The organism is Aphanizomenon sp. UHCC 0183, from assembly GCF_009712065.1.
GTDB lineage: Bacteria > Cyanobacteriota > Cyanobacteriia > Cyanobacteriales > Nostocaceae > Dolichospermum > Dolichospermum heterosporum.
Genome location: NZ_VILC01000003.1, coordinates 52,009 through 66,120, shown reverse-complemented (window position 1 = coordinate 66,120; position 14,112 = coordinate 52,009). Strand labels below are relative to the sequence as shown.

Here is a 14,112-nt window from a genome sequence, read left to right as displayed (position 1 = left end):
TTAATGAAATAATAAAATTGTTCAAACTTCCATAGTTTAAGATAGATGTCTCTATTTACCAAATTATTTTACCTCAGCTCCTCAGTTAATAAACCACTTGAAAATTATTTTACTGAAATAGTCGTTTGTTTTTTGCACCACAATCAAGATATTTTGATTGCTTGGTTGAAATCTTATTCAATTATCATTGAAGATAACTATTCTAACATCAAAGTTTTATCTCAAGAGAGATATAAAAACGAAAAAAGTATAATTGATATACAAATTGAGCTATCAAATGGAATAGACACAGATTTGATATTTATTGAGTCAAAAATTGGTGCTAAAGATCCAAACAATAATTTAAAAAAATATGCTGAAATTTTGAGAAGTTTACCAAATATCAGACATCGAATTTTAATTTATATCACTCGTAAAGATGATCCGAAAGACGAAATTAAGGTTCATACATCAAATTTATTACCACAAGTAAGTTTTTACTCATTGAAATGGCAAGATTTCTATGAATTTTTAAATGAGCATGAAGCTGATAGTTTAAAACCTGATACTCTAAAAATAGAGATATTAAAGTTTATGGAGAAAAAAGAAATGTCTAAGAATAAGGAATTTTCACTTATTGATTTAGTATCAATGATAACTTATCGTAATTTTGTCAAAAAAACTAGCAAGCTCATGGAGTCTACTTTTAGTGATGAAGTGAAAAATAAATTTATTGAAAATTTTGGTTATGAAAATGTCATCACGCCAAATTTAAAAACATTGGGAGATGATGCTATCACCAAAGGGTTTCCAGACTGGCACTTTAGATATTTTCTAGGATACTTTGATTTTACTCCAGAAGAAAATTCAACAGAATATCCAAATATAGAACATCTTAAGTTAGGTGTAGCTATTGGCGCATCGGCTAAATACAGAAGGCGTAGTAAATTTTGTCTTGAATCTATGGATAAAGTTGAGTATGAGCGTGATTGGAGTAAACGTATAAATGATGATGGATGGATGACTATTGATTATACAATAAATATTCAAGAATTGTTATCTGGAAAAGATCATTTATCAAACATCAGAAATTATTTTTTAGAATCCATTGACGAACTGAAAAAAATTCATGATGAATATTTTTATTGGAACAATTTAACTAAATAAAAAACAACACAAGAAGCTAAAGAAGAATATGAATCTTAATGATCAGTAATTTGGGTTAAGCGCATTTATGCTAAAATGCCATTACCACACTCTGTAAGAGGTTGTTTGAAAACTTTTTCGTGTGGGATCTGACACCCGCAGATCCCCCTAAATCCCCCTTAAAAAGGGGGACTTTGAGGAATTTAGCCCCCCTTTGTAAGGGGGGTTGGGGGGATCTCGATTAATTCTGATACTTTTCAAACATCCTCTAAGGAGTTTTTTGTATGGCTAACGTTACTTACGATGAAATTTTTGGAGCAGTATTAACCTTACCTCCTCTATACAGAGCAATGCTTGCTGAACATCTTCTCAAAAGTCTTGATGAAAAGGAGCAAATTCAACTGGCTACACAGTTATTGCAATGGGTAGAAGTAAAGATTAATAAAGAACCTCAGTCTATGCCAAATAAAGGATTACGACAGCCAGGACTCGGTTTAGGTTCTTGTATATTCACTGATGACTTTGATGATCCACTACCTGATGAGTTTTGGCTTGGTGAAACATGAAATTACTATTCGATACCCACACTTTTATGTGGTGGCATAGCGAACCAGACCGTATACCTAGAGACACGCTAACATTACTTCAAAATCCCAATCATGAGTTACTTCTGAGCATAGTCAGCCTATGGGAAATGCAAATCAAAATTCAGTTAGGGAAATTAACTCTTAGAGATGATTTAGAACTTATGCTAAAAACTCAGCAGGAACAAAATAATATTACTTTATTATCTATAACATTTCTCCATATTCTGGAACTAAAAAACTTACCTCTACACCACAAAGATCCATTTGATAGACTTCTACTAGCTCAATCTAAAGTTGAAAATGCAACATTAATTAGTCGAGACTCAGTTTTCCAAAACTATGACTGTCCTGTAATTTGGTAATCGCTAACTCTTTTAGTATAAGTAGCGATCACTAATCGCTCTGTAGGAATAGCTAACTTATTATTTCTCTTTGTTTTATTCCTTTGAAAAATCCGTTAAAATAATATTGGTCTGATCAATCTAGGTAAATGATTATGAGATGGGAAGAAGTTTGTGAAAATAAACAATTACAAGATTTACCCTTCAAAATTGAATTAAATAAATGGGGACAAATTGTCATGAGTCCTGTAAAAATTAAACACTCTTTTTATCAAGGAAGAATCCAACGACTATTAGAATCTTTATTAAAAACTGGCGAAGTCATGCCAGAATGTGCAATCAATACATCAGACGGCGTTAAAGTTGCTGATGTCGTTTGGTGTTCAGATACAAGATTTGATCAAATTCAAGATGAAATATCAGCTTCCATAGCACCAGAAATTTGTATAGAAGTTAAATCTACGGGCAATACTATTGATGAAATGGAATTTAAGAAACAATTATATTTAGAAGCTCAAGCAATTGAAGTATGGTTATGTAATGAACAAGGTGAAATCAGGTTCTATAATCAACAAGGTGAATTAGAAAACTCTTTGTTAGTTCCTGACTTTCCTCAACAAATTAAACGCTAATCTGCTGAATATTGTTTTATCTATCACTTTTCACCCACAGTCCACCAAGCTAAAGCATAAGGTTGAGTGGCTTCATTAACCTGCTTTTTAAACTGCACCCGAATCTTATAATTACCATTAGTAGGAACTGGACAAAAAATATGCTCAATACTATCAACCTCACTCACAGAATCACAAACAACAACTTCATTATCCTTAACTAAATAAACATCAAGATTATTTAATCCTTCATCTATAAATGTTTCCCCTACATCATATTGCTGATTATTATTTTTATCATTCAACTCCACCAAACGATCCCAACTTAAAGTAATAGCCACAAAACTATTTTGTTTCAAACTCTTTTGCAAAGCATATTCTTTAGAAGAATTAGCATTAACAGTACCATAATCCCAACCAATATGCGGAACTGGTGCAGTAGGTTTCCATTCACCACCATTCAATTGTTGATAAGCTCGAAAAGCATTTAAATGACCTGCTCCCATTTGAGCATCCAGGGGAATTTTGGAATTTTTATACGCATTAGAAACTAACCAATCTTGATTTTGTTTATCAATTAAAGTCCTCGTCATTCCCAACCGTAAACCATCACCACTATCTTGAATCTTGTCCGCAGAATTAAGTAATATTGCTTTCATGACTTGATGACGACGAGCATCAATAGTCCAATTTGCTTGTTTAATTCGTAACTGTCTATCCACAAATTCCTGTAATAATGCCACAGTAGCCGTGACTTGTGGTGCAGCAAAACTCGTACCTGTAGATTTATTTAACTTACCATCAGGATTAAGTAAAGGAATATTCGTCCCAGGAGCAACCAAACTAATTGCACTTCTTCCCCCAATATTAAATTCTTTCCCAGCCAACCGATTTTCTATACCTTGATTAATACTCGCCAAATTAGAAACGTGAACTTTATTAAAAATTCCCTCGCGTTCTGAAGAAAAAGCCACATTAATTGCGTTAAAATTATCTGTAGGAATAGGAATCCCGCCTTTGCCTTGATTACCAGCAATGGAATAGACAACATCATGAACACGGCTAGACCAGTCAATACATAATGTTAGTAAAGCATTACCATCTAACATAGCTTCTGGTCGAGGATCACGTTCCAGAGGTTCACCAAAACTAAAATTAATCGCCCGCACATCACGACCATTTTGTAAAGCAATATGTTGTGCTGACAGACACTCCTCTGGTTGACCGATTTTTTTTGTAGATCCGACAGCAGAAGAATACAGTCGCGCATTTGGTGATACACCAGGAAAAGCCTTATCTTGACTCACCATCACACCAGAAACATTATAGGCATGAGGATCAACACCAACATTCGACTTAGCCAGGACGTTGCGTGAAAACACTGCAAATGGCGATACAGCCCGATTTTTAGATACGGCTTTATCCCAGCCAAACATCCCCGGACGACCAATTTCGACTTGACCAATAGCAATTTTCCGCCCAGTCAAATTATAAGGGGCTTGATGTAGTTTCAGCGCATCAATACCGTTAGCACCTAAAAAATTTGCCAACTTCACCCCAGCACAGACGGGTAAAGTCAAGCAAGAAAAACCTACACTCCAAAAAATTAGCCAATTTTTATTCATATTTTTAGGGAACAGGGAAAAGTTTTCTGAAAAATTTGAATTTTGAATTAATTTTTAATAATTTCTCCATATTTTGTTACGATACTTACAGACGAAGACGCTTAAAAACCCACTAGCCATGACCCAAAATTCATCTCAAAAGCCTATAGTTATCTCTCCATCCATCCTATCAGCAGATTTTAGCCGTCTGGGTGACGATATTCGCGCCGTAGACAAAGCGGGAGCAGATTGGATTCACGTTGATGTAATGGATGGACGTTTTGTCCCTAATATTACAATAGGTCCTCTGATTGTGGAGGCGATTCGTCCAGTTACAACCAAACCGCTGGATGTCCACTTGATGATTGTGGAACCAGAAAAGTATGTAGAAGGTTTTGCTAAAGCTGGTGCTGATATTATTTCCGTACACGCAGAACACAACGCATCTCCTCACCTGCACCGCACTCTCGGACAAATCAGAGAACTCGGTAAGAAAGCTGGGGTTGTACTCAATCCGGGTACACCTTTGGAGTTAATTGAATATGTCCTAGAATTGTGCGATTTAGTGCTAATTATGAGCGTTAACCCCGGTTTTGGTGGTCAAAGCTTTATTCCTAGCGTAGTTCCTAAAATCCGCAAGTTGCGTCAAATGTGCGATGAACGCGGTTTAGATCCTTGGATTGAAGTTGACGGGGGACTAAAAGCTAATAATACTTGGCAAGTTTTGGAAGCTGGCGCTAATGCTATTGTAGCGGGTTCAGCTGTATTCAATGCCCCTGATTATGCTGAGGCGATTACCAATATCCGTAACAGTAAGCGTCCGACTCCAGAATTAGCTGCTGTTTAATTTAATACTTGTGATTAAGTAAGACTCAGATCCCCGACTTCTTTGAGAAGTCGGGGATCTATTTTTAACGAATTGACAGAGTTTTAGATTAACTAATCAAGCAATCAGGTGTCAGATTGAAGGTTAGGCAGTGGCCGCAAATCGCACAACCAAAACAATCAACCTTGAATCTTGAACGTATACTGAGAGGGAAAATCGCGTTAAATAAGGGTTTTATCTGAAATTCTGTTCAGAAATCAAATAAGAGTCCTATCGTATGCCGAACTATTAATTAAACATCAAAACTATGTTCAAAAATAAAGGCAAAAAGCCAGACATTATGAAAAATACCTAAAATGTTAATAAATGATGCCAGTATTTATTACGGGATAAGGGTTTTAGTTGTATCTTGGGTAATCTGTTGACAATCTTTTATGATTATGTCAACATATAATAAACACAATAGTCGGTTTTTGCAAAAAATTCCGTTGACAAACACCCACGTTGAGCGCTACTCTTAGAACGTGGGTGTAATAGAGCTTTTTAGTTAACATCTATACATTCATTAAATTAAATGCCAGCCTAGCTGGTAGCCACGCTGACAGTCATTTTTAATATACTTTTTCTGATTTTGGCGAATCAGGAACTCCAATTCCTTACAATAAATAGGAGTCAAATTTATTATGGCACAAAAAGCTAATGTTCAACCACTTCATTTTGCAATTAGCGACTTTGAAGTTTTGGAACATCTAGAAATCACAGTCAAGGTAGAATTGGGACTCATTAACCAAGCACCTCCCAAAAAATCTCTCACTGTTACAGAGATAGCCTACCATCTTAGTCAAAGGACTGGAGAAAACTGGACTTCTCGCCGTGTTAATGAAATGCTGGAAAATATGAAGTACCAGCAAAAGCATTATTGGCAATGGGAACCCACTATTAAAGGTAAGCAGTTTGCAGACTTCAGTAGTCGAGTTCTCAAATGGAGTCCAGAAGTCATCAACTTAATTTTGCAACAACTACCTCAGCAGTTGAGGTTAGCTGTCTAAAGCATATTTTTGAAGCTTGATTTTGCTTCCTATTCTCCCTTATGAGACTTACCATTTGCGTGAGTCTCTGATGGGGATATATTGACACACGCTTAATTATCACCCATAGTCCGTAGGGTAGGTTAAGCGCATTTATGCTAAAATGCCATTACTACACTCTGTAAGGAGTTTTTTGTATGGCTAACGTTACTTACGATGAAATTTTTGGAGCAGTATTAACCTTACCACCTCTATACAGAGCGATGCTTGCTGAACATCTTCTCAAAAGTCTGGATGAAATTAATCCTCAAGTCGAGACTGCTTGGGAAACAGAAATTGCAAATCGCATACAGGCAATAGATGAAGGTCAAGTCGCGTTAATTCCTGCCGATGAAGTATTGCAAAGACTCAGGAATCGCTGATGTTTCTTGAATTCGATCCTCATGCACAAATAGAACTTAAAGAAGCGACTTTATATTACGACACTATTAGTTCTAAATTTGGCAATACCTTTCTTGATGCGGTTGAACGTACACTTAACCGCATAGTTAATTTTCCCGATGCTTGGACACCAATGATCCAAAATACTAGACGTTGCCATATTGATGGATTTCCTTATGGCATCGTGTACAGAGTTCATGGTGAAAAAATTCAAATCCTAGCCGTAATGCACCTTCAACGTCAGCCAAACTATTGGATAGATAGAAAATAAGTTTGTATATTCTCAAATTTTATGAATACAATTTCTGTTAGTAAAGAACACATATCACTCCCGGAATATGTGGAGGAAAACCCACGGATGGACATCGCATCAAGGTTCAAGATATTGAAATTTGGCATGAAAGGATGGGAATGTCGCCTGATGAAATTATTTATCAACATCCTAGTATTACTTTATCAGATGTTTATGCGGCTTTAGCCTATTATCATGATCATCGAGAAGAAATTAGACAACAAATTGAAGAGGGCGAAACTTTTGCTAAACAATTACAAGGAAATAAACCATCTTTAATTGAAAAAATCTTATAACGGTAATCACGCTTGGTGCAATATAATCGAGGGCGCAAGCCCTGCGCCCCTACAAGATTTACTGTTTAATGACTGTATCTAATTCAATTTCATATCGCTATATTGAACATTTCGGTATTATTTATCCCACCTTCCGCACCCCCTGGTGTCACAATCGGTTTATGGCTAACGCCACGCTCCGCTATCGGATTTTTGAATACCTTGGAGGACAGTTTTTATACAAAATTTGGGAAATTTCAGATAGCGATAGCGAAGCGCTGCTGCAAGCAGTTCGCCAATCCCAAATCCCCAAACGACCAATTTTCGTTGTGTGACAGTTTAGGGTGCGGAATGTGGGATGGATATCAAGTTGTCATTAGTAGAGGATTAAAGTGCGGACTCAGACCCATAAGGGTTACTCTACTAAAGCCTGGAATCCCCCCAAGAAATGGGTTTCTCCAGAACGAATCGCACTTACACGTATCTCGGCTCAATACCAAAAAGGCTGAAAGTTTTACTTCACCTTACCCTGTGCCAGTCACTATGCAATTTGCTGCTCATCCATTGGAGTCAGATGAATTACTAACCGCTGATTAAGAGCATGAGCGATTTTTTGCAGCATGGAAAGAGAATGTCCTTCATAGTCAGCATCTTCTAGCCGTGCAATTACTGGTTGTTTTGTGCCAATCAGTTCAGCCAACTGTTTCTGCGTTAACCCAGCTTTGGTTCTGGCTTCATATATTAACTGTGCCACTTCTGCATTAATGGTAGATACCGCTACCATTGCCTCAAGTTGAGGATCAGTACGAGTCATCTTGTCGATAATTTTAATCGCATCCTTAGTCTTGGACATCATCATCATCATCATCCTCGTGGTAAGTGTGCGCTTCTGGGCTTTCCTCAAATAAACGCTTTCGCGCTATCGCTCGTTCGATATCAATTGCTGGTACTGCTGCTTGTTCTTTCGTAATGGCTTGTGCCAGAATCGCCACGTTTTGCCCATGAAAGAAGTACAAAATCCGGTACTGGACACGAATATGCTTTGCCCGCAATTCATAAATTCCATCTCGCAGGTAATCCGCTCCAGGGCGACGCAGTTCGTATCCTAATGCCGCAAGCTGCTTGATGCGGGCTACACAGTTTGCATATCCTTTGCGGTCTTCTTTTAAAAGTCGCGTCAACCATTCCAGAACAGGTACTTCCCCATCCTCCTCCTGGTAAAAAACAACCTGGGTTTCAGGCACTGCACACTCTCTCACTATATCAATATTGTTATTATACACCAACTCGGATACTTTGGCACAATGACCTCTATGTTGGACTGGTTGCGGACGAGTGTGGGAATAACAGTTAAGCCAGGAACTAAAGGCATTATGATTAAAGGTCAAAACAATACTCTGCCGGCTTTGCTCGTTTGGCTGTAAGGTTTATCCTGAGAGCAGTTGCGACATCCTTGAAGCCTACAAAGAGTATCAACCGAGACTACGCAAAGAAGAAGAATCGCCCCCAACTAGAAAATGAGGCGATAGCGAAGCGCTCTGTAGGAATCGCCAGTAGACTAGAAAATCTGCTAAGTCCAGCGATCGCTGCCTATACTCAAAACGGCTAGAAGCTGGACTTTTTTATCATACAAAGAATAAGTTCAAAGCCTCTCCAGTATTAAATATTATTCCTTTTCCCTCTCCTAAGAGGAGAGGGTTAGGGAGAGGTGCAAAGGAGAGGTTTACCAGAGGGGTTTCATATTTGGTTAAACTATGAACCGTTTGCAGTATAAATTATTAATAATGGTGCGTTACGCTGTCGCTAACACACCCTACTGTAGAGTACCAAAATCAAATTTTCGATGATTATGGTGTTTCTGGAAATGTTTGCACTTTGCTATCAGGACTGAGGATAACTCGGATTCTCAAGTTTTGCCCAGCTTTATTACTAGAAACAAAGGGTTTGCCAATTTCGGGAATACCACTACTATCAATGTATTCTCTAGCGACTTGATTTAATGGTAAAATTCTTTCGATTTTGCCGTCAATACCCAATGTTAAACTATATTCTAGAGTTTGAGAAAGTCCGGTTGGTGGTTGCCAACGCTTGTTGAGGTATTCTCTCGCTTCTGCTATTTGAGGTGTATCAAATAACGTTTTATTATCAGTAGATGGGGTATCTGAGGTGGGTTTGGTTGCGGTTCTTAATCTGCTTGCTAAACTATCTTGATTTTCTATTGGAGATGCCTGTTCTGGGGTAGTATTTCCGGCAACACTTGGCAATAATTCCGCAGCAGCAGGGGTGGGAATTAGGTTAGGAATATTACTCAAATTGTTGTTGGGGATGGTGGCAATAGACTGGGATGGTTGGGTAATCTCAGATGGTACATTCTTGGATTTGGGGGGATTTATTCCTTTTTTATTGAGAATAGTTGAAGCATTTGGGATGGCTTTTGTTACTTTTGTGATGTTGGAATTGGGGATGATGCCTGGTAAGGGATAGGAGGAAGTATCGGATGGTATAGTTAATGGCAGCCGAGATGTTTTTGATGTTACGGCTGGGATGGTTGCATTAGGAAAGGAAAGGGGTGGTGCGGGGGTACTCAGGTTAGGAAGTGGTGGTGTTAATTGGAGTTGAGGGGTGATTAACGGCAGGGACGGTGTTGGTATAGGATCTTGTCGAGTAGGTTCTATAGCAACTGGTTCGGGAGACTGGAGGGCGTTTTTAGCGACTTTCTGACGATTTTTCTGAATGTTATTGGCATATTGCCAGGTAAATGGTGTTAAACCGGCTGCTAATACTAAGACTGCGGCGATAGGGGCCCATTGAGGTAGACTCGGTTTAATAATTTGATGGCTGGTAGTTGGTAAGACGACCATATCAGATGAGTATTCGTCTAAAGCTGTTGCTAAATCAAATAGTTGTAGTAAACTCAGTTCAATTACTTGTCCAGATGTTTCGTTGGCAAGATCACCAAAAAAGAGTTGATGAGTTAAATTATGACTGGGTTCTAAATATATTTGTGTTTGGGGAATTTGGGTTTTAAAGGATGGGATATTTTCGGTAAGAGGCACAGATGGGGGAATGTCTGTTAATTCTGGTTCTGATGTTGTGTGGAGATGATCACTGCCTAATAAGGTAATACTAAAATCTTCCGCAGATTGTTGCAGAAGCTGTTGAACGTAGGTGGTAACGACATCACATAAAATTTCTAGTTGTCGGCGATCGCCCTCAATGAGGATTTTACTTGCTTCTGGTAGTCGCGGATCATCAAATCGCAAGCTAAAACTGAGATCACTAATCACCGTTTTGTCTGTCCACCTTGACAAAGGGGAATTTTGCGCTGATATTTCTAATGTACAAGTCGGGGGGGTATAGCGACGAATTACAGAATTGGATGGAGACATAACAACAATTACAAAGAAAAAAAATAGTTATTTTGGATTTTAGATGGGGAATGAAAATCAAAAATCCCAAATTATTTTGTGGAAAGGTCTATGAGTGCTAACCACAAGCGCCGATGTCCACCAGATGCACTATAAAAGAGTAAATTTATTAACAGTTTGAGGGCGAGGTTGGTAAGTAAATCTGTTGAAGTTGCTTCTTCCTCTTCCATCCGGTCTTGGTAGGTATTACAAAAAGCGTCTATATAGTCTCCTAATAGGGCGGCTTGATGAGGTTTTTGCTTATTTGCTGTCAATTGTTCTAATAAACCTACAGCCCGACGAATTAATTCTTGGTGTTGTTTGGCGAGATGGCAGATAATGAGAACTAGCGATCGCGCTTCTTCCACATCTAACTTTTTCCGTCCCCCTTGACTTTTGCGGAGGGGATTGGATTGCCGCAATCGCCACAATGCTACCCGATCTGGTACTTTGGATTCTAAGTTCAGACTAACTGCGGCTGAAAGCATGGCTTCTGAACCAATACCAGTTAAGGTTTCTAGGGCTAATAGCACTAAATCTAACTGAGTTTTAATATTTTCCCATTGAGTTGTGTTTGGGACTGGGATTTGGTTTAAATCCTCCCAAGGTGATTTTGGTATAGTCGGATTGGCGGTTGAGTGCATAACTTTTAGCATAAATGATCAGGCTGAAAGAAGTTGTGACCAAAAATATGGGATACAAGCCCCGTTCTTCTAGGATGGCTTTATGGGAAACTAGATATAGTCGCCATAGGGCATTAGGAGACTATAAACGAACGTCGAGGGATGGTAAGACTAAATCGAAATAGCACAACCCAATGAAGCGTTAAGGAATCCTCGGACTGATTGACGAGGAGGTATGTCAATGTTACCTATTTGGAAACGAGATTGGGAATGGGTAATTGGTGATTGGGAGTTATTTCTCCCTGCCCCCTGCCCCCTGCCTGTTCCCTGTTCCCTTTAGATATGAGCAATAGTAACACCAGTACCACCATCGGCTTGTTCTGCTGGTTCGTAGTGGGTAACTCTGGGGTGTTGTTGTAAAAAACCGTGGACTCCTTGCTTAAGTTTACCAGTACCGTGTCCATGAATAATCCATAGGAGTCCAGCGGCTTCAGAAATAGCTTTGTCTAAGATATATTCGGCATCGGCTACTCGTTTTCCGCGCAAATCCACAGTATTTTTGGAGGTACGAATGGCTGGGGCTGGTGGTGGTGTAACTATCGTTGGGGCCGGTTTTGGTTTAACTATGGGTTCGGGTTTTTGTCCATCTAAGGATTCTATATCTTGGAGTTGGACTGTCATTTTCATGATGCCAAAACGGACATTAAAGTTGCCGTCAGCATCAGGAATTGTTAAAACTTCGGCGGTTTGACCTAATTTGGGAATTCGTACGCGATCGCCCACTTTCGGCATAAACCCAGGCTTAGGTTTAGGTGGTGGTGCAGGTTCGTATTTTTGGGCAATTTGATTGAGGTTGGTGGTGGCTTGTTGGGCATCTTGGGCGTTAGGTGTGCCTTTTTGCAAGCGGCGGATTACTTGGGCAATTTCGCCTTTGGCTTGGGTAATTGCTTGTTGAACGGCGATTTCTTGGGAAGCCCGCAAATCTTTTTCTCTGGCTTCTAAGGACGCGGCTTTGTCAGAAACTTCTTTATATAATCGTTCGGCTTGACGTAATAATTTTTGGGCTTCGGCGGCTTTGGTTTCCTGATTGCGACGTTGGGCTTCTAAACCGGCGATAACTTGGTTTACTTCGTCTGTGGCTTCTCCCACTTGAGTTTTCGCTTCTGCTACTACCTCTGGTTTTAAGCCTAAACGCAAGGCAATACTCAGGGCGTTAGAACGTCCAGGAATCCCCCACAATAGACGGTAAGTGGGTGAAAGTGTGGTTTCGTTAAATTCTACGGAAGCATTTTCAAACCGAGGATCTTCATATTTTAATGCCTTGAGTTCGCCAAAGTGGGTACTAGCCATTGTTAGCTGGGTATGATTGGCGAGATATTTCAGTAAAGCGATCGCTAATGCACTTCCTTCAACGGGATCTGTACCTGCACCAACTTCATCAAGTAGAACTAGGGATTGGGAACTGGGGACTGGGGACTGGAGACTGGGGATTGGTAGTTTGATTTCTTCTTCTGACTCCTGACTCCTGACTCCTTCTTCTTTTTCTTCCTGATTGTTGGGCGCAGGCCCTGCGCCCCTACCTCCTGACTCTAATGCTTCTAATATTCGACTAATGCGGCGAATATGCCCTGAAAATGTGGATAAACTCTGTTGTAAAGATTGTTCATCCCCAATATCAGCTAAAATTTGCGAAAACCAAGGCATTTCTACGGGTTCACGGGCGGGAACAAATAAACCTACTTTTGCCATGATAGCGGCTAATCCCAAGGTTTTTAAGGTGACAGTTTTTCCACCTGTATTGGGTCCGGTAATTGTAACTACCCGAATTTGGGGACTAATTAACAAATCTACAGGTACGACTGGATTTCCTTGTTCATGCTGCTGTTGCCAGACTAGCAAGGGGTGGCGCAGATTTCGCAAGGTGATAATTTCATTGTCTTCTCGATTCACAAAACGCGGGGGGTTAGAACCTATCCACAGACTGTAACGGGATTTGGCAACTGCTAAATCTAAGGTGGTGACAATAGCTAATAATCTTTCTAAGTCTGGGGTAACTGCGGCCACCTTCTCTGTTAAATTCCGGCGAATTACTTCTGCTTCAGTTTGTTCTTTTCTGATGACTTGCCGCAGTTGATTACCCAATGGTACGACACTATTAGGCTCTATATACAGGGTTGCACCACTCGTAGAGGTGTCGTGAACAATGCCGGGAATTGCGTCCTTTTGGGGGGCTTTAACGGGGATAACAAAGCGATCGCTTCTTTGGGTGATTAACTGTTCTTGAACAGCGCCCGATTTAGCTTGAATAATATTTTGGAGTTTTTGGGTGATTTGTCCGCGAATTTTCCGTAATTCTATGCGAATTTCTCCCATTTTCTGACTAGCACGATCAGTTACTTGCCCCCGTTCATCAATACAACGGTGGATTTCCTGTTCTAATTCGGGGTAAGTTCGCAATTGGGAAACTAAATCGGATAAAACCGGGACATTTTCTTGATTATCAATAACACGACGTAAATTTCTTGTTCCCGCCAAGGTAGTAGCGATCGCCAACAGTTCCTCACCAGGTAAAATACTTTGGAGTATTGCCCGTTCCAGGGAATCACCAATATCCTGTATTCCCTCAAAGGACAACCCTGGATGTAAACGACTTTCCAGTTCGTAAACTTCTTTGGTTTGCGCTAATAACTGTTCACTTTCTACCTGAGTCTCAGGAATCGGCAGGTTACGCGCAATTATCGCCCCTAACTTAGTTGCCGCAAAGGTGGAAAGGTGCTGGCACAGACGGGGCCACTCTAGTAATTCTAAGGTTTCAGATTGGATCAAGGTTTCAACAACAAATCTGAAATTATCGTAACAATTTTAGCCCCTAGAAGACTACATTTTCCAGGATTAAATTTTCCGGTGTCCATTCGTGGGGGAAGCACGGGGAGAAGAGAGGTAGGGGAGGTA

17 protein-coding genes are annotated in these 14,112 nt (G+C 39.7%); 11 read left to right on the top strand and 6 right to left on the bottom strand.

Translation table 11 applies throughout. The annotated features are described in order from the left end of the window. Window positions 1-45: 45 nt before the first annotated feature. The 4 genes from FJR37_RS01555 to FJR37_RS01540 all read left to right on the top strand — a co-directional run bounded on the left by FJR37_RS01555 (window position 46) and on the right by FJR37_RS01540 (window position 2,685). Window positions 46-1,146, top strand: a complete 1,101-nt coding sequence (locus FJR37_RS01555; RefSeq protein ID WP_039203076.1) for a PD-(D/E)XK nuclease family protein — start codon at window positions 46-48, stop codon at window positions 1,144-1,146. Between the two features lie 263 nt (window positions 1,147-1,409). Further along, complete coding sequence (locus tag FJR37_RS01550; protein WP_193964291.1) at window positions 1,410-1,691, top strand: hypothetical protein; 282 nt, start codon at window positions 1,410-1,412, stop codon at window positions 1,689-1,691. Beyond that, a complete protein-coding gene (locus FJR37_RS01545) occupies window positions 1,688-2,074 on the top strand; it encodes a type II toxin-antitoxin system VapC family toxin (RefSeq protein ID WP_039203075.1) in 387 nt (128 codons plus the stop codon). Before FJR37_RS01550 ends, FJR37_RS01545 begins: the two co-directional genes overlap by 4 nt. 134 nt (window positions 2,075-2,208) lie before the next feature. Further along, window positions 2,209-2,685, top strand: a complete 477-nt coding sequence (locus tag FJR37_RS01540) for a Uma2 family endonuclease (RefSeq protein ID WP_027401921.1) — start codon at window positions 2,209-2,211, stop codon at window positions 2,683-2,685. Window positions 2,686-2,708: 23 nt separating this feature from the next. Here the strand turns inward: FJR37_RS01540 and FJR37_RS01535 are convergent, their stop codons facing one another. Further along, entirely contained in the window at window positions 2,709-4,289 is a 1,581-nt protein-coding gene (locus FJR37_RS01535) for a S8 family serine peptidase (RefSeq protein WP_168465107.1), read from the bottom strand. 118 nt (window positions 4,290-4,407) lie between these two features. Here FJR37_RS01535 and rpe point away from each other — a divergent pair, with 118 nt between their 5' ends. From rpe to FJR37_RS01505, 6 genes are all read left to right on the top strand, one after another. Further along, window positions 4,408-5,115, top strand: a complete 708-nt coding sequence (gene rpe / locus FJR37_RS01530; protein ID WP_039203072.1) for a ribulose-phosphate 3-epimerase — start codon at window positions 4,408-4,410, stop codon at window positions 5,113-5,115. 662 nt (window positions 5,116-5,777) lie between these two features. Beyond that, entirely contained in the window at window positions 5,778-6,143 is a 366-nt protein-coding gene (locus tag FJR37_RS01525; RefSeq protein WP_168465106.1) for a hypothetical protein, read from the top strand. Between the two features lie 176 nt (window positions 6,144-6,319). Next, the gene (locus FJR37_RS01520) at window positions 6,320-6,544 is read left to right on the top strand and encodes an addiction module protein (protein ID WP_168465105.1); all 225 of its coding nucleotides are present in this window, start codon (window positions 6,320-6,322) and stop codon (window positions 6,542-6,544) included. Next, the gene (locus FJR37_RS01515; RefSeq protein ID WP_168465104.1) at window positions 6,544-6,834 is read left to right on the top strand and encodes a type II toxin-antitoxin system RelE/ParE family toxin; all 291 of its coding nucleotides are present in this window, start codon (window positions 6,544-6,546) and stop codon (window positions 6,832-6,834) included. The genes FJR37_RS01520 and FJR37_RS01515 overlap by 1 nt, the downstream gene beginning before the upstream one ends. A 53-nt stretch (window positions 6,835-6,887) precedes the next feature. Then, the gene (locus FJR37_RS01510) at window positions 6,888-7,151 is read left to right on the top strand and encodes a DUF433 domain-containing protein (protein WP_168465136.1); all 264 of its coding nucleotides are present in this window, start codon (window positions 6,888-6,890) and stop codon (window positions 7,149-7,151) included. A gap of 68 nt (window positions 7,152-7,219) precedes the next feature. Further along, on the top strand, window positions 7,220-7,465 hold the full coding sequence (locus FJR37_RS01505; protein WP_168465103.1) for a hypothetical protein: 246 nt from the start codon (window positions 7,220-7,222) through the stop codon (window positions 7,463-7,465). 206 nt (window positions 7,466-7,671) lie between these two features. Here the strand turns inward: FJR37_RS01505 and FJR37_RS01500 are convergent, their stop codons facing one another. Together FJR37_RS01500 and FJR37_RS01495 are read right to left on the bottom strand one after the other, a co-directional pair. Beyond that, complete coding sequence (locus FJR37_RS01500) at window positions 7,672-7,983, bottom strand: helix-turn-helix transcriptional regulator (protein ID WP_039203067.1); 312 nt, start codon at window positions 7,981-7,983, stop codon at window positions 7,672-7,674. Further along, window positions 7,970-8,374 (bottom strand): type II toxin-antitoxin system RelE/ParE family toxin, encoded by a 405-nt coding sequence (locus FJR37_RS01495; RefSeq protein ID WP_039203161.1) that lies wholly within the window; start codon window positions 8,372-8,374, stop codon window positions 7,970-7,972. Before FJR37_RS01495 ends, FJR37_RS01500 begins: the two co-directional genes overlap by 14 nt. Window positions 8,375-8,583: 209 nt before the next feature. Between FJR37_RS01495 and FJR37_RS01490 the strand changes: the two genes are divergently transcribed. Further along, window positions 8,584-8,739, top strand: a complete 156-nt coding sequence (locus FJR37_RS01490; RefSeq protein WP_160290008.1) for a hypothetical protein — start codon at window positions 8,584-8,586, stop codon at window positions 8,737-8,739. Between the two features lie 238 nt (window positions 8,740-8,977). On the opposite strand, the gene FJR37_RS01485 is transcribed toward FJR37_RS01490, so the two are convergent. The 3 genes from FJR37_RS01485 to FJR37_RS01475 all read right to left on the bottom strand — a co-directional run bounded on the left by FJR37_RS01485 (window position 8,978) and on the right by FJR37_RS01475 (window position 13,986). Continuing rightward, window positions 8,978-10,519: a DUF4335 domain-containing protein gene (locus FJR37_RS01485; RefSeq protein WP_168465102.1), complete on the bottom strand. Its 1,542-nt coding sequence runs from the start codon at window positions 10,517-10,519 to the stop codon at window positions 8,978-8,980. A 71-nt stretch (window positions 10,520-10,590) separates the two neighbouring features. Then, window positions 10,591-11,193, bottom strand: coding sequence for a DUF3038 domain-containing protein (locus tag FJR37_RS01480; RefSeq protein ID WP_039203062.1), 603 nt, complete (start codon window positions 11,191-11,193; stop codon window positions 10,591-10,593). 303 nt (window positions 11,194-11,496) lie between these two features. After that, the gene (locus FJR37_RS01475; RefSeq protein ID WP_168465101.1) at window positions 11,497-13,986 is read right to left on the bottom strand and encodes an endonuclease MutS2; all 2,490 of its coding nucleotides are present in this window, start codon (window positions 13,984-13,986) and stop codon (window positions 11,497-11,499) included. Window positions 13,987-14,112 lie beyond the last annotated feature (126 nt).